Raw genomic sequence first — 21,232 nt, forward strand, 5'->3', positions numbered from 1 at the left:
CGCTTCCGCGCGGTGATGTGCCGTGAAGCGGCGCTCGCCGTTGCTGCCGCTGCGGCGGCGCCCCGACACGTCCGTCACACGGAGCGCTTCCGCCGAGCACGCGGCGGCGCTCAGCCGAGCACGCGGTTCAGCACCGCCAGCACGAGCCCGATCAGCCCGCCCACGAGCGCGCCGTTCAGGCGGATGAACTGCAGGTCCGAGCCGACGCGGTCCTCGATCTGCTGCACGAGCTGGCCGGTCTCGAGCGCCTCGAGGTTCTCGCGCACCGTCAAGCCAATCTGGTCGTGGTGACGCTCGAGCAGGTCGATCGCGGTCGCGCGCACCCAGTGGTCGAAGGTCTCGCGGCGCTGCGGGTCGGACAGCAGGCGGATGATGCCGTCGCGCATCTGACGGTCGAGGAAGGTCGACAGCGCGCCGCGCGGGTCGGCGAGCTCGCGGTCGAGCTGCTCGCGCAGGCGCGCGAGCGCATCGGCGACGATCGGGCGCAGCTCCATGCTCTCGAAGAGCGCGTCGCGCACGCGCGCGAGCTGCGCGGTCGCTTCGGGATCGCCGTCGGCGAGGCGTTGCGCGTAGCGGCGCACGGTCGCGAGCGCCGCGCGACGCAGCGGGTGCTCGGGGTCGTGCGCCGCGAGCCGCAGCTCGGAGGACGCGTAGGAGCACGCCGCCTCGACGATCTTCCGCTGCACGACCGGACGCCGCAGGAAGAACGGCACGACCCGCTTGCCGCTCTCGCGCAGCTTCTCCGCCGAGCGCTCGATCCACCACTGCAGCTCGGCCGCGGTGCTCGGCCGGTCGGCGAGGTTCGCGAGCGACAGCGCGAGCGACTGCACGACCGCGGCCGCGTCCTCGCTGTCGACCGCGGTCGCGAGCCAGCGCGCGGCCGTGCGATCGGCGGGCACGTCGCGCAGCTGGTTGCGGATCGTGCGCTCGAGGAACGCGTGCACCTCCTCCTCGCCGAGCGTGCGCGCGAGCGCGCGCAAGAGATCGCGCATCGGACCGCCGAGGCGCTCGACGTGCGACGGGTCCTCGAGCCACTCGAGCAGCAGCGCGCTCGGCGCGATGCGCGCGAGCCGCGCGCCGATCACCTCGGGCGAGAGCCACTCGTTCTGCACCATCGAGACGATGCTCTCGATGATCTTCTCGCGCCGGCGCGGGATGATCGCGGTGTGCGGGATCGGCAGGCCGAGCGGGTGGCGGAAGAGCGCGGTCACGGCGAACCAGTCGGCGAGCCCGCCGACCACGGCCGCCTCGAAGCCCGCGGCGATCACCTCGAGCCAGGGCGCGCCCGCGTAGGGTCCGACCGCGAGCGCAGCTCGGGAGGCGACGGCGCCAGCCACCGCGACCGTCAGCGAGATGGTCCCGACCCGGTTCCGCCGCGCCACCCTGGCGACTGTACTGCCCGATTCGACAGGCCGCGACCCCCCGTATAGGACGGCCCCATGAGGCACCTGGTCGCGACCCTCTCGGTTTTCGCTCTGGTCCCCTTGGCGTTGGCGCCCGCGGCGCGCGCGCAGGGACAGGAGGAGCAGAAGCCGCCCTCGATCGTGGTCAACGGCGAGGGCGTCGTGCGCGCGGCGCCGGACCGCGCGTTCGTCACCGTCTCGGTCGAGTCGCGCGACAAGAACCCGAGCGAGGCGCAACGCGAGACCGCAGCCGCGATGGACGCGGTCCGCAAGAAGCTCGCCGCCGCGGGCGTCAAGGACGACCAGATCAAGACCGTCGCCTACGACCTGCAGCTCGAGTACGACTGGGACCAGGGACGCCGCATCGCGCGCGACTACCTGTCGCGCGACGCGATCGAGGTGCGGCTCGACGACGTCGCGAGCGTCGGCAAGATCATCGACGCCGCGGTGTCGGCCGGCGCGACCAACGTCGGCGGCGTGCGCTTCGACCTCAAGGAGCGCGACGCGCTCGAGCGCGAGGCGCTGCGTCTCGCGGTCGACGACGCGCGCGCCCGCGCCGAGGCCGCGGCGACCGGAGCCGGCGTGCGGGTCGGACCGGTGCTGCGCATCGAGGAGCAGCGCATCTTCCCGCCGCGTCCAGTGCCGATGATGATGAAGGCCGCGGTCGCCGACGCCGAGGCGGCGCCCGAGACCACGATCAGCGCCGGCGAGATCGAGCTCCGCGGTCAGGTGACGCTGACGGTGCGGATCGAGCAGTAGCGACGCCGACGGCGGGCGCGAGCGCCCGCCGCACCAACCTGGTCCGCGCGAGCGGGCGGAATCGACGTGCGTACGGACGTAACGCGGCCCCCGGAACCCCGTCTATGCATTGTCGGCCCGCAGGCCCTGTGACACCATCGGCCCGCGGCCGGGTGGGGTCCCACCGCACGGGCCGATCCATGAAGTCGCAGGGACGCGTGGCCGGAGGGCCCATCGCGTCGGCGCATCCCGCTGCGGTCACCGCACGGGACGCACGGGGAAAAGAGGAGCTACGGATGTCACGACACGGCAAGAGCCTTCTGCTGGCCTGGGGAAGCCGGGCCGCCATCGCGACGGTCATCGCCTTCGGACTCGCGGACGCCGCGCACGCGCAGCGCACGTCCGGGATCCAGCTCACGCCCGACTCGGGGCGCTACCTGATCAACAAGGACGTGCCGCCCAACCAGCGCTGGGCGATCACCTGGAACCTCGAGGACCGCACCATCACCGGCAACGTCTTTTTCACCGACGACAGCGCGGAGCCGCAGTTCATCTGGTGCGAGCAGATCGGCGAGGCGCCGTCCCCGAACCCTGCCGAGTCGCAGTTCAGCTTCCGCTGCTTCGGCGCCGGTCCGTGCGCCGAGGCGCCGTGCAACCCGGGCTCGTTCGTGCAGATCTCCGAGGTGACGCTGCCGGGCTCGTTCCTCTACCCGCCGGGCACCGCGTCGACGCTGAGCGGCAACGTGCAGCCGATCTTCACCGCCACGTGCGCGACCAACCTCGCGTGCCACGTCGAGGGCGGCGCGGGCCCCGTCGACCTGAGCACGGGCCACTCGTGGGCCGGAACGTTCCTGGTGACGTCGACGCAGGATCGGCAGAAGTTCTACGTCGACCCGTTCGATCCCGACCTGAGCTACCTGTTCAACAAGGTCGAGGGCACCGGCATCGGCTCGCGCATGCCGCTCAACGCGCCGCCGCTCACGCAGGAGCAGCTCGACGCGATCCGCCGCTGGATCCTCGAGGGCGCGGCGAACAACTGAAACGAGAAAGGGCTCCGCGCGGCAGCGGCCGTGCGGAGCCCTTTCCTTTTGCTGCTCTCCTCCTGACCCCCGACGCCCGGCGACGCCGTCAGCGTCGCGTCCGCGGCGGACCCGCCGTGCGTCGCACCTCCGCCCAGCGCTGCTCCAGCTTCTCGGCGAGCGCCGGCGAGATCTCGATCCACTCGAACCAGTCGCGCGAGATCACCGCGATCGACGGCTTGGGCGGCACGCGCTTCGCCGCGAGCGACTGCTCGAGCCAGCGCTCGAGCGCGTCGCGCGCCACCCGGCGCATCTCCTCCTCGGCGTCGGCGACCGCGCGGCAGCCGGGGCAGTCGGGGAAGTCCGCGATCAGCCGCTCGCCGTCCGTGTCGACCAGCGCCGCGTAGCGCAGCGACGCGGCGGCGCGGCCACCTTCCGGCTCGCCGGCCTTCGACCCGCCCGTGCGGGCCCGCCCTTTCGACCTCGCACGCTCCGTAGGCGTTCCTCGCTCGCGCGGCTCGCTCGGCTGCGTCCCGCGCCGAGTCTGCGCCTATCGCGCCCCGCGGAGCGCGGCAAGCGCTTCCCGTCGCGTGGCGGCGCGAAGGAGCGCGTGCTACCCGACGTCGGTTGCCTGCCATGACGACGCTGGACCGGGTGCGCAAGGTGGTGGCCGAGGTGATGCGCGTGCCGCTCGAGGACGTGCGGCCGACGGTGCCGATCGAGGAGCTCGGCGAGACCGACTCGCTGACGCTCGCCGAGATCGCGACCGCGCTCGACTCGGAGTTCGACGTCCGCGTGCCGAGCGAGGGGCTGATCGACGCGCGCTCGGTGAACGACCTGGTCGCGCTGGTCGAGTCGCTGGTCTCGCAGACGTCGAGCGCCTAGCCACCCAGCGCGTGAGCCCGCGCTAGCCGGGCTTCACCGCCAGGACGCGGTCCTGCGCGTCGACCAGGCCGTCCGGCACCCGCCCCGACCACGTCCCGTGCGAGACGAACTCGGGACGCAGCCCGACCCGCTCGAAGGTTTCGAGCACGTACGCCTCGTCGAACGCGATCGCCGCGCACGGGTTCTCGGGCTCCATCACCCACGAGACGTCGTCCCACGGAGCGAGCGGCAGCGCGGAGCGTCCCGCACGCACGAGCTCGCGCGCGGTATCGTCAAGCAAGAAATGCCACGAGAGCACCCGGCCGCCCGGCGCCAGCACGCGCGCGATCTCGCGCGCGTAGTGCTCGAAGCCCGAGCGCGTCAGGTGCGTGAACACCGACGGCAGGAACACGACGTCGAACGCGCCGGCGTCGTACGGAAAGACGTACTCCGAGTCGCGCAGCGTGCCCGACGGGTTGTAGTTGCTGTTCGCGACGTCGGCGTGGCGGAAGCGGACGTTCGGGTAGACGCGCGTGATCGCCTCCGCGGCCCACTCGATCGACGGCCGGTGGACGTCGAAGCCGTCGAAGCTGCCGCCGTTCGAGAGGTACGGCGCGAGCCAGCGCGCGTTGCGTCCGCAGCCGCAGCCCGGCTCGAGGACGCGCTCGTCGGGACGCAGCCGGCAGTACACCAGCACCTGCCAGGTGTTGAGCAGGCCGACGGTCTGGAAGACGTGCACGTCGCCGCCGCCGACCCAGTCGATGAGCTCCTGCGGCGGCAGGCGCAGACCGCGCGCACCGAGCGCGTGCGCGCGCAGCGCGGCTTCCGCCGGCGGCTCCGCGCCGCGGCGCGCGATCAGCGCCGCGAGCGACGGCGGCGTCGCGGGCTCGGCCACCTCGCGCGTCTGGCGCTGGAACCAGTTCTGCACCTTGTCGTCGAGCGTCTCGTCCGGCACTGCGCTGCCCTCCGTTACGGACTCCGTTCGCGACCGCCGCTTTCCGCCGCGACGAAGTACGGCCAGAACCAGAGCTCGCCCGGCTGCTCGCGGATGACGGCCTCCATCTCGCGCGCCATCGCCGCGAGCAGCTCGTCGACGCTCTTGCCCTCGATCGGCGGACGGCAGCGGGCGACGAATCCGTCACCACGGCGCATCGACACGACGAGCTGCATGTCCGCGCCGGTCATCGCGGCGAGGTGGAAGACGCCCGCCGCGATCAGCACCGGCTCGCCGAACAGCGACACGCGTCCCGCGCGCGCGACGACGTCGCCGGGGACGTCGATCGCGGCGAAGAGCGGACGCCCGGCGAGCAGGTGGTCGCGCGCCAGCAGGATCGCGCTCGCGTCGGTGTCGATGAAGCGCGTCCCCGCCATCCGCTCGACCCACGCCACCTTGCGCATCGCGAACGCGAGCTTCGCGCGCGGCATCGGGTTTCGCTCGTCGAGCTCGCGCGCGATGATGCGCACGTCGGGCTCGTCGCGCGCGCGCATCGCGAGGTAGGCGTGCACCGGGCTGCCGGCGTGCAGCGCGCCGTAGATGCGCGGCCTGCCGCCCTGCCGGGAAAAGCCGGCGAGCTCGACCTCCTCGACGGGCGGCCTCTCGAGGCGCATCCAGCGCGCCGAATCGGCTTCCTCGAGGGCTTCGGAGTAGAGACCCGCGCGGAAGATCCGCGCCGCCTCGCTCGGAGTCGCACCGAGCCAGCGCATGATGCGGTCTTCCGCGACGCGGCGACGCTCGGGGTCGCGGCGGTGCTCGACGTGCGAGGCGAGCGCGGCGAACAGCCGGGCGCCCGCGGGCGACGCGCTCGCGAGCCGCAGCAGCGGCCCGTAGCGCAGGCGGTCCCAGCGCGCGTCGTTCGCCATTGGGGAAGCCGTCCCGCCGTGCGGGGCGCGCGTCAGAGCGCCGGCGTGCGGCGCACCGCGCGCGTCGGCGTGCGGGGCCCGCGGATCTGCGAGCGCGTCGAGCGCGGAGCGACGCTCGCGCGGGCTCGCTTCGCCACGCACGACGTCCGCTCGACCGGGCAGCGCTCGTCCCAAGACACGGCCCACGACTACCAGACCGCGCCGGACGCCACTAGCACGTCGTCCGGCGCGGCGAGGCTCGTGTCCGAGCGTCGCCCGGTTCGCTACAGTGCGCCGCGGTGCCACCGACCTACGCAGAGAAGCGCTTCGCCGACTTCCGCGTCGGCGACCACGCCGAGGTCACGCGCACCTTCACGCAGGAGGACGTCGAGACCTTCGCGCGGCTCAGCGGCGATCACCACCCCGCGCACCTCGACGAGGCCTACGGGCGCGCGTCGCGCTTCGGCAGCCGGGTCGTGCACGGCATGCTGACCGCGAGCCTGGTGTCGGCGGCGAACGCGCTCCTGCTCGGCGTCCCGGGCGCGCTGTCGGTCGAGCAGACGCTGCGCTTCCTGCGCCCGGTGCGGGTCGGCGACACGATCACCGCGCGCTCCGAGGTCGTGCAGATCCTGCCCGCGCAGAAGCGGCTGCGCTGCCGCACGACCTGCCGCAACCAGCGCGGCGAGCTCGTGCTCGCGGGCGAGGCGATCGAGCAGAAGGACGAGTGAGCAGCGCGCGCACGGGCGGAGCTGGGCACGCGACGCTCCGCTGCAGCACGCCGACGCCCGCGCGCACGGCAGAGCTCAGCGCGCCGGCAGGAGACGCGGCGGCGTCGCGCGCAGGTCGATCGCGTCGCCCTGCCCTGCCTGCAGCCGCGCAAGGTCGGATGCCGCACGCGCGCGCAGCGCGCCGAGCGCGATGCCGAGCGCGTCGTCCGGCAGATCTGCGAGCTTGACGAGCCCGAGCTCGAGCATGCGCGCCGCGCCGTCGTAGCCGTGCGCGAGCTTGTGGTAGCCGACTGCGACCTGGATCAGGCCGAGGAAGAGCGGCCACAGCGCGTCGGGCACGTCGTCGAGCGCTTCCTCGAGCACCTCGTGCGCCTCGAAGAAGCGCCCGGCGTTGAACTCGCGTGCCGCGTCGAGAACCACGCGGCGAAGTTCTCCGTCGCTCTTCGGCGTCGCCGTCAATGGAAGAGGAATACCCTCTGCGCGAGGTCGATGCGCGCGTAGAAGACGAGCGTCAGCGCGCACAGCACCCAGGCGAGCGCGAGCGCGGGCACGGTCCACGCGGGACGCGCGAGCAGCGCGCGCGCGGCGAGCAGCGCGAAGGCCGGGAACGCGGGCAGGAAGTAGCGGTTGTCGGGCAGCGTCAGGACGAGCGGCACGCTGACGAGCGCGATCCACGCGAGCACCAGCACGTCGCTCGCGCTGCGGTCGCGAAACGCGCGCACGGCGCCGAGCAGCACGAAGGGGACGACGTAGACGCCGAGCGCCGACGGCGTCTTGGTGAAGATCGAGTCGAGCGCCCAGCCGGGCGAGCGGCTCGCGACGGTCACCAGCTGGGCGATGCGGTCCTGCTGCGCACCGAGAAGACCCGCCTCCCACGCGAAGTCGAGCCACAGGAGCACGATGGCGAGCGCGATCGCGCCCACCGTCGGCAGGTAGCGGGGCAAGAGCGGCGTCGCGCGGAAGATCAGGACGAGCACGAGCAGCACCGGCACGACGAGCAGCATCGTGTACTTGACGAGCATGCCGACGCCGATCGCGAGCCCGAGCGCGACCGCGAGCCCGTCGCGCGGCTCCCGGACGAGTCGCAGCGCGAGCAGCACCGCGAGCAGGAAGAAGAACGTGAGCGGCATGTCGTTGGTCGCGGCCGACGCGATGCGCACGAAGAGCGGCGACGCGAGCAGCACGAGGCTCGCGACCAACGCCGTCGCGCGGTCGTAGAGCTGCTCGAAGATCAGGTAGGCGGCGGCGATCGCGCCGCAGCCGAAGACGAGGTTCAGGAGGCGCAGCGCCTTGAGACGCGGTCCGACGAGATCCGCGAGCGTACCGTAGAGCATCGGCACGAGCGGCGGGTGCTGCGGGCCGAGCCACGGGTTCTCGCCGTAGCGCGCGAACAGCTCCCGCGCGCCGCCGCGCGCCCAGGTCTCGGCGGCGTGCAGGACCCACTTCTCGTCCCAGCTCGGCGCCTGCTGCGTGAACGCGCTCGCGACGCCGACGCCCACGGTCGCGGCAAGCAGCACGGCGAGCGCGCGCCCGCGCGTCGCCGCAGCACCGAGCAGCAGCTCGCGCAGGCGCAGCGCGCTCGACGCCGGCACGAACGCGAGCGCGAGCGCGGCTGCGAAGCCCGCGCCGGCGAGCGTCGCGACGAGCCCGTGCGCCGCGCTGCCGTAGGGACGCGCGCGCACGACGAGGAAGCCCGCCTGCAGCAGCGCCATCGCGAGCAGCAGGAGCCGCTGCCGCGTCGTCTCCGAGAGAGCCGGCATGAGATCGGGCGGCGATTGTCTGCGCGACGTCGCCCGGGTGCAAACGTCAAAGGTTGAGCAGCGCGACGCCGAGCACGACGACCGCCGACGCGACGACGCGACGCAGGCCGAACGGCTCGCCGAGCGACAGCGCGCCAAACAGCGCCGCCATCACGACGCTGGTCTCGCGCAGCGCCGACACCGGCGCCAGCGCCGCGCGGCTGTAGGCCCAGAGCACGAGCGCGTACGCCGTCGCCGCCATGACCCCGCCGAGCATGCCGCCGAGCACGCCGCGCACGCCGTTCGTGGCAAGGAACGGCCGCACGCGCTCGCGACGAAAGAGCAGCACGAAGCCGCCGAGCGGCACGATCTCGAGCGCCTGCATCCAGAAGATGAAGGACAGCGCGCTCTCCGCGCGCCGGATGCCGATGCCGTCGATCAGCGTGAAGGAGGCGATCAGGAGTCCGGTGATCAACGCGTAGGTCACCGCGCGGCCGTCCTCCATCGCGCGCCGCCCGCTCGCGAGGCTCGCGATGCCGAGCGTGACCAGCGTCGCGCCGAGGTAGCCGGTCGCGAAGAGCTGCTCGCCCGCGAGGGGTCCCGCGAGCAGCGCGACCACGAGCGGCGAGGTGCCGCGCGCGATCGGATAGACCTGGCTTAGGTCGCCGACCGCGTACGAGCGCAGCAGGAAGAAGAAGTACACGTTGTGCACCGCCACGCTCGCGACGAGGAACGGCACGCTCTCGGGGTTCGGCAGCGCGACGAACGGCAGCAGCAGCGCGCTCGCGAGCGACCCCGTGCCGATGATCGTCGTCTGCACGAGCAGGCGGTCGCCGCCGATCTTGACGAGCACGTTCCACGCCGCGTGCAAGGCGGCGGCGAGCAGGACGAGCAGCGCGACCCCGGGCGGGAGCTCCATGTCTACGCCTGCTTCAGCGCGCGAGCGCGCCGGCGGCGTGGCGCACGACGCTGCCCAACGCGTGGCGCACGACGGCGCCGGTCGCGTGGCGCACGCAGGCGCCGACGAGATGCTGCAGGGACGTCGCGACGCTCACGGCAGGAGCGGCAAGCCGCGGATCCCGACCTCGATGCGCTCCGCGCCGCGCGCATTCGGCGAGGTGAACGGCGGCACCGCGAGCAGCGAGACGTAGAGCGTCTGGTCGCCGAACGGCCGGCTGCCGAACGCGAGGTTCGCGAGCACGCGGTCCGAGACGCCGACCAGCTTCTCGAGCACCGCGCCGCCCGGCGGCAGGAACCAGATTGCGCTCTCCTCGAGCGTGAAGTTCACCTCGGTGTCGAAGATCACGTACAGGTTGCCGGCCGCGTCGAAGGCGACGCCGTCGCCGAAGAGCGCGAAGTCCGCGACCACGGTCTCCGGCGTGCCGAAGCCCTCATCGTCGACGTCGACCACGAGCAGGCTCGCGACCGGGTCGGTGAGCCCGACGAAGGAGTGACCGCAGAACAGCGCCGTGTTCTCGGTCGCGATCCAGAGCCGGCCGTCGGGCGCGAAGGCGAAGCCGTTCGGGCCGCCCTCGTCCGCGACGTCGAAGCGCAGCACGGCGTCGACGCGGCCCGTCACCGGGTCGAAGCGGATCAGCTCGCCGAGGCAAGGGTCGCTCAGCAGCACGCGATCCTCGCGGTCGATCGCGACGTAGTTCGGCGCCACGAGCGGCTGCTCGCCGTCGGTCGTGAGCGGCGTCGTCACCTCGCCCGACGGCAAGACGCGGCGCAGAGCGCTGCCCGCCGAGTCGGCGACCCAGAGGTTGCCCGCGCGGTCGTAGGCGACGCCGAGCGGGTTCAGGAGCGGATCGCCGGTGAGCGGCAGCGAGCTCGCCTCGCCCTGCGGGTCGAGCGCGATCAACCCGCCGGGCACGCCCATCACCAGGCGCTCGCCGTCCGGCGTGAAGGCGAGGTCTTCCGTCGAGCCGGTGATGCCGCGCGCGGTGAGAAACGCGTCGACGTCACCGAAGGGCTCGAGCGCGCCCGGCTGCGGCCTCTGCGGTCCGGCGTCGCCGCAGCCGGCGAGCGTCGCGAGCGCGACGGCGCCGAGCGCGATCGCGCGCCGTGCGGCGCGGCGCGTGAGCCAGGAGAAACGCGCCCTGCGGCGCGTGCGAGAGCGTGCGGTCGGCAACAGGTCCCCTCCTCGTGGCGCCCGGAGCCGAGCGCGAGCCCTTGAAAGCGCGCGCCCGGCCCGCGGTCAAGCGTTCGCGGGCCAGGTCGCGAGCGTCAGTGGACGCGCGGGGCGCGTGCCGGAATCGGCCGCGGCGCGGGAGCCGGTGCGAGCGCCAGTGCGGGAACGGGTGCCGCCGGCGTGCGCGCCGGCCTCGGCAGCAGGCGAGGCAGGCGCAGCCCGCGGATCGAGGACCACAGGATCCCGACGGTGCTCACCACGAGCGTCCCGAGCAGCGAGGCGAGCAACGCGGCCCGCGGCCCGAACGGCACGACCTGGTCCGCGACCGGACCGGCGAGAGCGGTGAAGTCGAAGAATCCCATGATGACCCCTTTCTGCAATCCTCCCACGGTCGAAATTTGGCCGGGCGACGTCCGGTCGAAGCGACTCGACGCACACCCAGCAAGCATCGAGTTCGAAATAATCCCGGTACGCGGCCGTGGGAAGGGGTCGCGCTCCCACGATCGTCGCGGTCGACGCTCGACGCGCTATGCTTGACGAGGCTGCGAGGAGACCGCTGCGGAGCGGCGCGCCCGTCGCGTCCCGGCGTACACGGCCTGGAGGCTCAGCACGGCGGCGCCGCCCACCACCATGGCGATCGAGATCGGGCCGATGTGCGCGGTCAGCGTCGCGTGCACGGCGCGCAGCAGCCACGCGAGCGCGATCCCGACGACGATCGCGGCGAGCGGCACGTCGCTCCACGCGAGCGTCTGCCGACCGCGCAGGACCGCCGCGAACGGCAGCGCGGAGGTCTGCCGCAGGTAGTCTGCGAACGGCTCGCCGTGCGCCGCGAGCAGCTTGCGATCGACGTGCACCATGCCGAGCGTCGCGAGCAGCACGAAGCCCGCCCAGAACGTCGTCCCCGAGAGCCGGGTCGCGAGCAGCGCGTGGGCGGTCGCGAACAGCGCGAGCCCGACGAAGAACGGGTGGCGCGTGATGCGCGCCACGCCGACGACGCGCCACGGCCGCGGTCCGGAGAAGGTCGCGGCGTAGGGCGAGCGCAGATAGCTCGCGAAGGAGCTCGCCATGAGCACGAGCCCGAGCACGAGCACGCCGATCAGAAGCGGTCGCAGCCCGGCGACCGCGCCGAGCGCCGGGCCGGGAAGCCCTCGCGTCGCGAAGCGCTCGTAGCCGAGCGCGAGCAGCGAGAACGTCACCGCGGCGACGATCCAGAAGAGCAGCACGAAGCCCTTCTCGCCGAGCCGCGCGACCAGCCGCTCCCGCACCGGCCGTACCGCGAGCCCGACGTGCGTGCCGCCGAACAGCAGCCACAGCGCAGCGACCACGAGCGTTGGCTCCATCGCGGACCTCCTTTTCGAGTCGAGCCGCCCGACCGTACGTTCAGAATTTTCTGAACGTGCGGGTCAGTAAAGGCGCCACTCGCAGTCGGCAGGGACGATCCGACCAACGGCGCCTGGAGGTCGCGTACGCGCGCACGGGACCGGGCGACCGGCATCGTCGTGGACGGCCTGGGCGCCGCGGCGGCGACCTCCGGCGTCCTGTCGCAGCTCCAGGGACGGGGCTTTCGAGCGAGGCGGCTCGCGCGCGGCGCGGCTACTCGGCGGGCGCGGATTCCTCCGCGGGCGCAGGCTCCTCGCCCGGCTCCGACACCGCAGCAGCCGGCGTCGCCGCCGCGTCGCCCGCTCCGGGATCGCTCTCGCCTCCATCCTCCGGCACGCCGTGCGACGCGCCACCGTGCGGCACGCCGCCGCGCGCCGGCTCGAGGCCCAGCAGCACCGACACCGGGATCGGCTTCTGCACCCCCGCGCGCAGCGCCGGGTCCTTGCTGGTGTCGTGGTAGAGGTGACACAGCACGCACTCGACGCCCGCCGAGGTCGTCGGGTCCGGACCGTGGCAGCGCTCGCAGAGCTCCTTGCCCGGCAGGTTGACGTCGCTGGTCGGCGCGCTCTGGCGCACGGTCGCGTGGCAGTCCTCGCAGCGCAGCATCTCGTGCTTGCGGTGGCCGAAGACGGCGAAGCGGAACCAGCGCCGCGGGACGTCGGTCGGGGCGACCACCGGCAGCTCGCCGCCCGGCACGTACGGCGCCTGCGCGTCGTGGCACAGGAAGCAGTACTTGTTGTGCTCGAGCAGCGGGGCGCGGTCGTCGAACGGGCGGTAGAGCTCGGCCTCGAGCCGCTCGAGCCAGGTGCGCTGGTACTCGCGCAGCGAGCGCGACTCGTCGATCGGGCCGCGGTCGCGGACGCCGGGCAGCAGGGTCTCGCGCGTCGAGAAGATCTCGTCGGCGCGCGCCACGCCGATCACCAGGAGCTGCGCGGCGAGGCTGCGGCGCACCTGCTGCGGAGCCTCGTGCGGCGCCTCGATCGAGCCGACCGGCCCCGGCACCGTCTGCGCGTGGCAGCAGCGGCAGTCCCGCTCGAAGGTCACCGGCTGCATGAGCATGCCGGTCGCGTCGAGGCGGTGGCAGCTCGCGCACGTCAGCGCGCGGTACGGCTCGCACTGCTCGCTGTCCGGGGCGGCGGTGCGCACGTTGTCCGACGTCAGGTGAATTTCGTGGTTGAAGCGCAGCCTTGCGGGGTCGCGTGCGTCCTCGCGCAGCGGCGCGAACTGCGGGTGGTCGGCGAAGCTCGCGACGTCGCGCGCGATCTCCGGCTCGGCGCGCTCGCTCTGCAGGTCCCCGTGGCAGACGACGCACGCCTGGTCGTGGACGTCGAGCAGCCCGGTGTCGCCGAGGTGCTCGACGTGGCACTCGCGGCAGTCCGCCTCGCGCACGACCCATTGCGAGTGCGTGCGCGCCGGATGGCAGGCGAGGCAGGCGTCGTTGCGGACGTTCTGGAAAGGGTCGTGGCAGTCCTCGCAACGCGCGCCGAAGGTCGCGTGATTCTGCGTGACGGGTCCGGGCGAGTACTGCAGCGCGCCCTGCGTGCTCGTCATCCAGAACCACAGCCCGAGGCCGAGCGCGGCCGCGAGCAGACCGACCAGCAGGTAGCGGCGACGGAAGAAGTCCGGGCGCGGGAAGCGATCGAAGCGCAGGCGCGCCGCGATGTCCTTGCTCGAGCGCGCCATCCTCTCAACCACCCGGCTTGTAGGACAGCGCGTACCAGATGTGGAGCGCGGTCAAGATGAAGAGCGTGAACGACAGCGGCGCGTGCACGAACAGCCAGCCGTGCAGCCAGCGGTGCAGCCGCATCTGCACCTCGAGCTGGCGCGACTCCTCGCACAGCGCGGCGAGCTTCGCGATCCGCGGCGCCCAGTCCTCGGGGGCGTCGAGCAGCGCCGCCTCGACGTCCGGCAGCGGGCTCTTGCGCGGCGCCTGCGCGCCGGTCGTCGGCAGCCCGCGTCGCAGGTACGGCCGCACCTGCTGGAGGTAGAGGTCGCGCAGCCGCTCGGATCCGGGCGCGGGCGTCTCCGCCGGCTCCTCGCGCGTCGTCTTCTTCCAGTAGCCCGGACGCGACGCCTGCAGCGCGGCCTCCTCGGCGAGACGCTTCTGCTCCTCGACCGCCTCGGGCAGCGGGCCCGTCACCGCCGCGACGGTCTCGTACGCATCGACCGCGAGGCCTTCGCTCACGTGGTCGATCTGGCCGTGCAGCGTCTCGAGCGGTACGCGCGCGGTGATCAGCGACGGCACGAACTGCTGCAGCGTCAAGCCGAAGATGCCGCTCACGGTGACGATCGCGAACAGCACCATGAGCCACGTCGTCAGCGGACCGCCGAGGCGGAAGCCGGCGTGGAACAGGATGAACGGCACCGCGAGCAGCGACAGCCAGATGTGCGCCCGCATCCACGCCTGCGCGCTGCCGATCCGCCAGGTGCGGACCTTCTTGCGCGCCGCGAGCAGCCCCGCGACGACCATGAACGTCGTCCCGACGACGCCGTAGAAGATCCCCATCCAGCTGCCGCCCGACGGCCCGTAGGGTCGGCTCGACACGTAGGCCACGTAGGAGGCGATGCCGGCGACGGTGAGCACGGCTGCGGCGATGGCCCAATTTCGGTGGTCGCGGTTGATCAGCACTAGCGGAGGTCGGCCGCAGACAGGAACTCGGCGGGGTTGACGCGGATCGCCGCGTCGTGCGGACAGGCGTAGACGCAGTTCGGGCCGTCCCAGCCCGAGCACAGGTCGCAGACCGTCGCCTGGAGCGGAGCGGCGGTGGCTCCTTCGTTCGCCGGCTCGGCGCGCGCGGCGGCGGGACGCTCGACCATGTTGATGTTGCCGAACGGGCACTGGTTCGCGCAGCGCTCGCAGCCGATGCACCAGTCCTCGATCTGGATCTCGAGCGAGTCGGTGCGGCGGATCGAGCCGACCGGGCAGCCGATCATGCACTTCGGGTCGGTGCACGAGCGGCAGGCGATCGTCACCAGATACTTGCCGAAGCGCGGGCCGTCGCGCGTGAAGCGCGCGACGCCGCCGTGCGCGTCGGCGCACGCCTTGACGCACTCGTCGCACCGCGTGCAGCGCTCGAGGTCGATCAGCAGGACGTTCTGCGAGTTGTAGAGGTCGAGCTCGACGAGGTGCGGCACGATCTCGCGCCGCCCGCCGCCCTCGCGATAGGCCGCCGCCTCGAGCGAGCGCGCCACCTGGGTCAGGGTCGCGAGGAAGCGGTCGTTGCGCCGCGCGAGACGCTTCAGCTCGTCGACCTTGATCTTGACGACCTCGAAGTTGTCGAGCCCGGACGCGGCCGCAAAGCGCGCGACCGGCGCCGCCACCACGGTCGCGTCGAGCGGCTCGCGCGACACCTCGAAGACGTAGTCGACGATCGTCACGCGGTCGCCGGACTTGAGCGTCGCGCGCTGGATGCGCTCGCCGTTGAGGATCGTGAAGTTCGCGCTGTCGAGGTCGATCAGCACGACCTCGCCGTCGTGCTCCTCGAAGCGGCAGTGCCGACGTCCGACCGCGGCGTTCTCCCGCGGCAGCGCGATCTCGCAGGACGCGCTGCGCCCGAGCGTCATCGTTCCCCGGATCTCGAGCGGCGCGATCAGGTCGGGGTGCGACACGCAGCGCAGCACGAGCGGCGTCTGGCGCCGGCTCGGCAGGATGTTCTCGAAGCCGAACGCCGAGCCGCGTCCGAGATACGCCAGAATGCGCTCGCGGCCGTCGCGGACCTGCGACAGCTTGATGGTGCCGGCGCGGATCAAGTAGATCGCGTCCGCCGGCTCGCCCTCCTCGTAGAGGACGCCGTTTCGCACCTCGTCCGAGTCCGGATCGAGCAGCTCGGCGGTCGCGGCGAGCGCCTCGACCTCGTCGTCCGCCAGGTCGCGCATCAGCTTCGAGAGGCGGATCTGCCTGCGGATCGCCGACGCGCGATAGCGATTTTCGATGCTTGCCGCGGCGCCGCCGGCGTCGCGCAGCGTGTCGAGCACCGAGCGCAGCATCTCGATCACCACGCAGCGCTCGTCGGCGCGCACCGTCGCCTCGCGCGGGTAGAAGTTGATGCAGGTGTCGATGCCGAAGAGATCGCCGGGCCCGTAGGTCTCGGCCGCCGGCGGCGTGTCGACGACGAGGCTCGCGTAGCGGCTCACCTCGCCGATCTGCAGCAGGTCCGGCTCCTCGCTGCGCAGCGCTTGCGTGCGCCGGCGGAACAGGTCCTTCAGGCGCGCGATCGAGCGCCGCGTGCGCCCCGGCACGGCGCGCGGCTCGATGCGCTCGGGGACGAACGCGGTCGCGCGGCCCTCGAGCAGCAGGAACGCGGTCGAGCCGTAGTCGCCGGCGCGGCAGATGATCTCGCCCGGCTGGTACTCGCGGCGCACCGCCGCCTTGATGCCCGGCTCGGGCTTTCCGGGCTGCGGCGCAAGATTGGTATTGAGCTTGACCTTGAAGGCCCGCTTGCCGCCCTTGAACAGCTCGAGCTCGGCGAGCTCCTCGATCGAGACCCACTGCCCCTCGAGCCCCTCCGGGAACCGAGGCTTCGGACGCTCCCGGACCGCCGCCACCATGGCCGCCCCCCTTATCCGGAATCGCGACCGATTTCGACCTTTTGCGTTCCTGACGCGACGGGCTCGCTCGCGGTCCACCAGAGGCGCAGCGTGCGATCGCGGCCGCCCGAGACGGCGCTCTTGCCGTCCGGCGCAAACGCGACGTCCCCCACCATGCCGCGGTGCCCGGAGAACGTCCGCAGCTCCTTGCCGGTTGCGACGTCCCACAAGCGCACCGTCTGGTCCTTGCTCGACGAGATCAGACGCGTGCCGTCCGGCGAGAACGCGAGCGCGACGACCCAGCCGCCATGCCCCGAGAGCGTGCGCACCGTCTGACCGGTGTCGAGATCCCAGATGCGGATGCGGCGGTCGTCGCTCGCGGACGCGAGCAGCTTGCCGTCGGGCGAGAAGGCGACCGCGTTCACCCAGTCGGTGTGCCCCTTGAGCGTGCGCACGAGCTCGCCGGTCTCGAGGTTCCACACCTTGACGACCTTGTCGCGGCCGCCCGACGCGACCTGCTTGCCGTCCGGCGAGAACGCGACGGCGAGGATCCAGTCGTCGTGTCCGGTGAGGCTCGCGAGCTGCTCGCCGGTGTCGACGTTCCAGATGCGGACCGTCTTGTCGTCGCTCACGGACGCGACCTCGGCGCCGACCGGCGAGAACGCGACCCCGTTCACCCAGCCCTTGTGTCCCGTGAGCGTGCGCAGCTCGGCGCCGGTCTCGACGTCCCAGATCTTGAGCGTGCGGTCCTTGCTGCCCGAGACGAGCGTCTTGCCGTCGGGCGAGAACGCGACGTCGTTCACCCAGTCGCGGTGCCCGTCGAAGGTGCGCTCGAGCTCGCCGGTCGCGGCGTTCCAGATCTTGATCGCGTTGCTGCGCGTGCCGGCCGCGACGTGGTTGCCGTCGGGCGAGAACGCGACCGCGTACGCCTCGCCGTTGACGCCGGGGAAGCGGCGCATCTCCCACGCCGGGTAGTACGTGACGATGATCGGGACGTCCTGCTCGGCGCCCGACGGGTCGGTGATGCGCAGGTTGTGCCGGCTCTCGCCGACCGGCAGCGCCGTCAAGCTCGCGCGCAGGCGACCCTGGCGGTCGCGCTTGACGGGCACCTCGTCGAGCGTCGCGGTCGCGTCCGGCGGCAGAGAGAGGTCGAGGTCGAGCGTCGGGTTGCGCGTGAAGCGGATGATCGGCGGCCGGTCCGTCTGTGGCGCGGCGTCCTCGGGCAGCGCTCCGCGAGCCTCGTCGGCCGCGGGCTGCGCGTCCGGTTCTACGGACGGCGCGGCGTCGCCGATGGATGCGGCAGGCGCCGCTCCACCGGGTGGCAGCGTCTGCGGCTGCGCGACCGCGGCGAGCCGGGCGTCGGCGTCGCCGGCTTCGGGCGCGCCCGCGGGGGCGACCTCCGGCGCCGCGGTCGGCTTCGGCGGCACGACGGCGAGCTTCGGCGCCGGGACCGTGTCGCTGCCGGCGGTGCTCGGGCTCGCGGCGACGTCCTTCGGAGCGGGGACGCTCGCACCCGCAGGAGCTATGGCGACCGCCGCGGGCTGCGAGGGCGGTCCGGGCTGCGCCTGCGCGGTCGGAGCCGTGGGCTGCGGCGGCACCGACGCGACCTCCTCGTCGCGCGACAAGAGGAAAATCGCCACCGCCGCGCCGAGGAGCGCGCCGGCGCCGATCGCGGCCGGCAGCCTCCACGACCGTCCCGGCACGAGCGCCGTGCGCTCGAGCGGCGTCACCACGGTCGGATCGTGCGGCGCGACGACGGTCGGCTCGAGCGCGCCCGCGCCGCCGGGCGTGGCGGAGCTGGCGACCGCTGCGGTCCGCGGCGGCGTCGCGGGCTGCGACGGCGCTGCGATGTACGGTGGCGCTGCGGTGTGCGGCGGCGACGAGCCCGGCCGCGACGCCGTGCTCGGCGGCCGCGTCCCGGGCTCGCGCTCGAGCGGCACGACGACGGTCGCGTCGTCCGGGCGGAGCTGGCGCGCGGGCGCGGCGCTCGCGGCGTCGCCGCGTGTGGCGTCGCCGCGCTCGAGCTCGCCGCTCGTCGACGGGTCGGCGCCCATGCGGCTCTGCAACGCGCCGAACAGCGTCGCCGCCTCCTCGAAGCTCGTCTTCGCCTCGGCGAGGCGACCTTCCTCGAGCAAGCGCTCGGCGCGCCGCCAGCCGCGCTCCGCGCGGTCGCGATGACGGCCGCGGACCGAGCTCGTCGCGTCGCGCAAGAGTCCGGTGCGCTGGCGCACCTCGTCGACTTGACGCACGAGCTCCGGCGTCGGAGCGGACGACGGCTCCGTCAGCGCGTCGTCGCGCCACTCGGTCTTGAGCTCGGTCGGGCGCGGCACGTCGCCGCGCGAGGACACGAGGCGTGGCCGGAAGCGTCCCGTCAAACCCGTGCCGCGCGCGGGCAGCGGCGTCGCGTCGACCTGGCAGGTCTCGAGGTCGCGCAGGAACGCGGTCATCGACGGGTAGCGCGCCTCGCGTGACTTCGCGATCGCGCGCGTCACCAGCGCCTGGAACGCGGGCGGCACCGGCCTGTCGAACGTCGGCTGGTTCTCCTGCTTCTCGATGAGCACGCGCGCGACCAGCTCGCGCTCGCCGAGCCCGGCGTAGAGGTGACGTCCGGTGAACGCCTCGTACATCACCATGCCGAGCGCGTAGACGTCGACCGCGCCGTCGAGCCGCTCCTGACGCATCTGCTCGGGCGCGCAGTACTTGAGCGTTCCGACCGTCACGCCCGGACGCGTGAGCTCCTTGCCGTCGAGCTCCTTCGCGATGCCGAAGTCCATCACGACGACGCGCCGCGAGCGGTCCTCGATCATGATGTTCGACGGCTTGATGTCGCGGTGGATGATCGGCGGCGAGTGTCCGTGCGCGTAGGCGAGCGCGCGCGCGACCTGGCCGACGACGTCGAGCGTCTCGGAGAGCGACAGCGGGCCCTTCTCCTCGACGTACTTCTTGAGCGTCTGGCCCTCGACGTACTCCATCACGAAGTAGTGGAAGTCGAGGGCGTCGTCGTGGTCGATGTCGAGCACCCGGACGATGTTCGGGTGGCTCAGGTTCGCCATGATGCGCGCCTCGCGATAGAAGCGCGTCACCATCTCGGGCTCCTGCATCAGCTCCGGCGGCAGGACCTTCAGCGCCGAGATGCTGCCCAGCGCCGTGTGGCGAACCTTGTAGACGGTGCCCATCCCGCCCTGTCCGAGCAGCTCGAGGACTTCGTACCGTCGCGAGATGAGCTTCGGAGCCGCCATGCGCTCGACCCTTTTGTAGATCAGCGACGCTCAGGATACCATCCGCGCGCCATGCCCCGGCCCCTCTTCTTCGTGGCCATCGCGCTCGTCGTTGTACTCCCGCGGCTCGGTGCAGCGCAGCAGGGAATCGACCTTTCGGGCGCCCCGGCGGGCTTCGTCGGCGAGACCCGGTGCGGCAATCCGACCTGCCACGGGGCCGGGCTGCCGACCACGGACGCCGAGAAGAAGAATTGGCGCCCCTGGAAATCGGCGCGCACCCAGTGGCTGAACCGCAACATCGACCGCCACTCGCGCGCCTACGCGACCCTCGAGACCGAGGGCGGCAAGGCGATCGCCCGCTACATGGGCATCGACGCCACCAAGAGCGACAAGTGCCTCGTCTGCCACGCGCCCGCCGCGCGGCTCGCGCCCGGGAGCACGCACCGCAAGGCCGACGGCGTGAGCTGCGAGCACTGCCACGGACCGGCGCAGGAGTGGCTCCAAGCGCACGTCGAGCGCGACTGGAACCAGAAGAAGTCGCAGTACTATGGCCGCGGCTTCTACGACAACGCGAATTTTCGCTTGCGCGCCGAGCGCTGCGCCGCCTGCCACACCGAGATCGATCACGAGATCGTCGCCGGCGGACACCCGCCGCTGCAGTTCGAGATGGTCGCCTACGCGCAGATCATGAAGCATTGGGACGACCAGGAGGATCAGCCGCCGGGCTCGTTCAGCGTCGACCCGACGCTGTGGGCGGTCGGTCAGGTGGTCGGGCTCAGGCGTCTGCTCGAGGTGGTCGAGAGCCGCGCCGGCGAGTCGAACTACCAGTCGATCGGCAAGTTCTCCCACTTCGAAGGCAAGAACTGCTACCAGTGCCACCACAAGCTCGTGTCCGACGCGCTCCGTCAAGCAAAAGGACACTGGGCGATGGTCGATCAGATCCTCGCGGTGCGCGACGCGCAGCGCAGGAGCTCGCTCGCGAGCCAGTGGAACGAGCTCGTGGCCGCGGCGCGGTCGAGCGCCGACGGCGCGCGCGCCAAGGCGCAGGCGATGAAGGCGTCGATCGCGGGACTCGACGACCGCTTGCTCGCGAACCGTCTCACGCAGGCCGAGACCAAGCGGCTGCTCAAGGGCATCCTGTCGAGCGGCGAGCGGCTGCGCTCGATCGAGCGCTTCTCGTGGTCGCGGCCGCCGCGCTCGAACGTGCTGAGCATCAGCAACATCGGCGAGCCGTGGTGGTACACGACCGGCGCGCCCGAGCAGGCGGTGCTGGCGATCGGCGCGCTGTGCGAGCCGGCGTTCGGCGCGGCGTGCCGGAACATCACGGCGGAGCGGCGCCGCCTGGTCGCGGCCGTCGACCGCTTCAACTACTCGCCGGAGCAGTTCGTGCGCTCGCTGAACGCGATCAATGGCGCACTGAAGTAGAGGATGAGGTGCGCCGCGGGCCGGTGCGCGCGTCTGCCGCTACGGTTTGACCGGTACGGCGAAGCTGCGCTTCGCCGACCGGCAAACGCCTTCGGCAGTCGCTGCAGCCGCGCGCACCGGCCCGCGACGGTCAATTTCTGTTCTTGATGCGCTCGCGAGCGCACCGGTGTGGCGCACCGGCGAGCTCGCAGACGCGCGCACCGACCCGCTGCGCACCTCTC

The 21,232-nt window shown here is 72.5% G+C and carries 20 protein-coding genes; 5 read left to right on the plus strand and 15 right to left on the minus strand.

What is annotated here, in order from left to right; genetic code table 11:
• Positions 1-110: 110 nt before the first annotated feature.
• The gene (locus VIS07_12170) at positions 111-1,382 is read right to left on the minus strand and encodes a DUF445 domain-containing protein (protein ID HEY8516262.1); all 1,272 of its coding nucleotides are present in this window, start codon (positions 1,380-1,382) and stop codon (positions 111-113) included.
• A 57-nt stretch (positions 1,383-1,439) separates the two neighbouring features.
• Here VIS07_12170 and VIS07_12175 point away from each other — a divergent pair, with 57 nt between their 5' ends.
• Together VIS07_12175 and VIS07_12180 are read left to right on the plus strand one after the other, a co-directional pair.
• A complete protein-coding gene (locus VIS07_12175) occupies positions 1,440-2,162 on the plus strand; it encodes an SIMPL domain-containing protein (protein HEY8516263.1) in 723 nt (240 codons plus the stop codon).
• Between the two features lie 275 nt (positions 2,163-2,437).
• The gene (locus VIS07_12180) at positions 2,438-3,181 is read left to right on the plus strand and encodes a cytochrome c (protein HEY8516264.1); all 744 of its coding nucleotides are present in this window, start codon (positions 2,438-2,440) and stop codon (positions 3,179-3,181) included.
• 88 nt (positions 3,182-3,269) lie between these two features.
• Here VIS07_12180 and VIS07_12185 read toward each other — a convergent pair whose 3' ends face one another.
• Positions 3,270-3,473, minus strand: a complete 204-nt coding sequence (locus VIS07_12185) for a hypothetical protein (protein HEY8516265.1) — start codon at positions 3,471-3,473, stop codon at positions 3,270-3,272.
• Positions 3,474-3,796: 323 nt separating this feature from the next.
• Between VIS07_12185 and VIS07_12190 the strand changes: the two genes are divergently transcribed.
• Positions 3,797-4,045, plus strand: a complete 249-nt coding sequence (locus tag VIS07_12190) for an acyl carrier protein (protein HEY8516266.1) — start codon at positions 3,797-3,799, stop codon at positions 4,043-4,045.
• A 22-nt stretch (positions 4,046-4,067) separates the two neighbouring features.
• On the opposite strand, the gene VIS07_12195 is transcribed toward VIS07_12190, so the two are convergent.
• Together VIS07_12195 and VIS07_12200 are read right to left on the minus strand one after the other, a co-directional pair.
• Positions 4,068-4,979 carry a class I SAM-dependent methyltransferase gene (locus VIS07_12195; GenBank protein ID HEY8516267.1) on the minus strand — a complete coding sequence of 304 codons (912 nt, stop codon included), beginning with the start codon at positions 4,977-4,979 and terminating at the stop codon, positions 4,068-4,070.
• A 14-nt stretch (positions 4,980-4,993) separates the two neighbouring features.
• Positions 4,994-5,884 (minus strand): hypothetical protein, encoded by an 891-nt coding sequence (locus VIS07_12200; protein ID HEY8516268.1) that lies wholly within the window; start codon positions 5,882-5,884, stop codon positions 4,994-4,996.
• 278 nt (positions 5,885-6,162) lie between these two features.
• On the opposite strand from VIS07_12200, the gene VIS07_12205 reads away from it, so the two are divergent.
• Positions 6,163-6,591, plus strand: a complete 429-nt coding sequence (locus VIS07_12205; GenBank protein HEY8516269.1) for a MaoC family dehydratase — start codon at positions 6,163-6,165, stop codon at positions 6,589-6,591.
• 75 nt (positions 6,592-6,666) lie between these two features.
• Here VIS07_12205 and VIS07_12210 read toward each other — a convergent pair whose 3' ends face one another.
• From VIS07_12210 to VIS07_12260, 11 genes are all read right to left on the minus strand, one after another.
• Positions 6,667-7,011: a DUF309 domain-containing protein gene (locus VIS07_12210; GenBank protein HEY8516270.1), complete on the minus strand. Its 345-nt coding sequence runs from the start codon at positions 7,009-7,011 to the stop codon at positions 6,667-6,669.
• A gap of 35 nt (positions 7,012-7,046) precedes the next feature.
• Complete coding sequence (locus tag VIS07_12215; GenBank protein HEY8516271.1) at positions 7,047-8,351, minus strand: glycosyltransferase family 39 protein; 1,305 nt, start codon at positions 8,349-8,351, stop codon at positions 7,047-7,049.
• Between the two features lie 46 nt (positions 8,352-8,397).
• Positions 8,398-9,249, minus strand: a complete 852-nt coding sequence (locus VIS07_12220; protein ID HEY8516272.1) for an EamA family transporter — start codon at positions 9,247-9,249, stop codon at positions 8,398-8,400.
• A 13-nt stretch (positions 9,250-9,262) separates the two neighbouring features.
• Positions 9,263-9,385: a hypothetical protein gene (locus tag VIS07_12225; protein HEY8516273.1), complete on the minus strand. Its 123-nt coding sequence runs from the start codon at positions 9,383-9,385 to the stop codon at positions 9,263-9,265.
• Positions 9,382-10,461, minus strand: a complete 1,080-nt coding sequence (locus VIS07_12230; protein HEY8516274.1) for a hypothetical protein — start codon at positions 10,459-10,461, stop codon at positions 9,382-9,384. The genes VIS07_12225 and VIS07_12230 overlap by 4 nt, the downstream gene beginning before the upstream one ends.
• 95 nt (positions 10,462-10,556) lie before the next feature.
• A complete protein-coding gene (locus tag VIS07_12235; GenBank protein HEY8516275.1) occupies positions 10,557-10,823 on the minus strand; it encodes a hypothetical protein in 267 nt (88 codons plus the stop codon).
• Between the two features lie 165 nt (positions 10,824-10,988).
• Entirely contained in the window at positions 10,989-11,801 is an 813-nt protein-coding gene (locus tag VIS07_12240) for an NnrU family protein (protein HEY8516276.1), read from the minus strand.
• 253 nt (positions 11,802-12,054) lie between these two features.
• Positions 12,055-13,524 carry a cytochrome c3 family protein gene (locus VIS07_12245; protein ID HEY8516277.1) on the minus strand — a complete coding sequence of 490 codons (1,470 nt, stop codon included), beginning with the start codon at positions 13,522-13,524 and terminating at the stop codon, positions 12,055-12,057.
• 4 nt (positions 13,525-13,528) lie between these two features.
• Positions 13,529-14,470, minus strand: a complete 942-nt coding sequence (locus VIS07_12250) for a hypothetical protein (GenBank protein ID HEY8516278.1) — start codon at positions 14,468-14,470, stop codon at positions 13,529-13,531.
• The gene (locus VIS07_12255; protein ID HEY8516279.1) at positions 14,470-16,389 is read right to left on the minus strand and encodes a cyclic nucleotide-binding domain-containing protein; all 1,920 of its coding nucleotides are present in this window, start codon (positions 16,387-16,389) and stop codon (positions 14,470-14,472) included. The genes VIS07_12250 and VIS07_12255 overlap by 1 nt, the downstream gene beginning before the upstream one ends.
• 11 nt (positions 16,390-16,400) lie before the next feature.
• On the minus strand, positions 16,401-19,607 hold the full coding sequence (locus tag VIS07_12260; protein HEY8516280.1) for a protein kinase: 3,207 nt from the start codon (positions 19,605-19,607) through the stop codon (positions 16,401-16,403).
• Positions 19,608-19,658: 51 nt separating this feature from the next.
• Here VIS07_12260 and VIS07_12265 point away from each other — a divergent pair, with 51 nt between their 5' ends.
• A complete protein-coding gene (locus VIS07_12265; GenBank protein ID HEY8516281.1) occupies positions 19,659-21,011 on the plus strand; it encodes a multiheme c-type cytochrome in 1,353 nt (450 codons plus the stop codon).
• Positions 21,012-21,232 lie beyond the last annotated feature (221 nt).

This window comes from Candidatus Binatia bacterium, assembly GCA_036563615.1.
Lineage (GTDB): Bacteria > Desulfobacterota > Binatia > UBA12015 > UBA12015 > DATCMB01.

Excerpts from the sequence above, each read along its gene's own strand:
- VIS07_12245 (HEY8516277.1), bottom strand. The coding sequence starts at position 13,524 with ATGGCGCGCTCGAGCAAGGACATCGCGGCGCGCCTGCGCTTCGATCGC.
- VIS07_12190 (HEY8516266.1), top strand. The coding sequence starts at position 3,797 with ATGACGACGCTGGACCGGGTGCGCAAGGTGGTGGCCGAGGTGATGCGC.
- VIS07_12185 (HEY8516265.1), bottom strand. The coding sequence starts at position 3,473 with ATGCGCCGGGTGGCGCGCGACGCGCTCGAGCGCTGGCTCGAGCAGTCG.
- VIS07_12215 (HEY8516271.1), bottom strand. The coding sequence starts at position 8,351 with ATGCCGGCTCTCTCGGAGACGACGCGGCAGCGGCTCCTGCTGCTCGCG.
- VIS07_12175 (HEY8516263.1), top strand. The coding sequence starts at position 1,440 with ATGAGGCACCTGGTCGCGACCCTCTCGGTTTTCGCTCTGGTCCCCTTG.
- VIS07_12260 (HEY8516280.1), bottom strand. The coding sequence starts at position 19,607 with ATGGCGGCTCCGAAGCTCATCTCGCGACGGTACGAAGTCCTCGAGCTG.
- VIS07_12235 (HEY8516275.1), bottom strand. The coding sequence starts at position 10,823 with ATGGGATTCTTCGACTTCACCGCTCTCGCCGGTCCGGTCGCGGACCAG.
- VIS07_12220 (HEY8516272.1), bottom strand. The coding sequence starts at position 9,249 with ATGGAGCTCCCGCCCGGGGTCGCGCTGCTCGTCCTGCTCGCCGCCGCC.
- VIS07_12180 (HEY8516264.1), top strand. The coding sequence starts at position 2,438 with ATGTCACGACACGGCAAGAGCCTTCTGCTGGCCTGGGGAAGCCGGGCC.
- VIS07_12200 (HEY8516268.1), bottom strand. The coding sequence starts at position 5,884 with ATGGCGAACGACGCGCGCTGGGACCGCCTGCGCTACGGGCCGCTGCTG.
- VIS07_12265 (HEY8516281.1), top strand. The coding sequence starts at position 19,659 with ATGCCCCGGCCCCTCTTCTTCGTGGCCATCGCGCTCGTCGTTGTACTC.
- VIS07_12240 (HEY8516276.1), bottom strand. The coding sequence starts at position 11,801 with ATGGAGCCAACGCTCGTGGTCGCTGCGCTGTGGCTGCTGTTCGGCGGC.
- VIS07_12255 (HEY8516279.1), bottom strand. The coding sequence starts at position 16,389 with ATGGTGGCGGCGGTCCGGGAGCGTCCGAAGCCTCGGTTCCCGGAGGGG.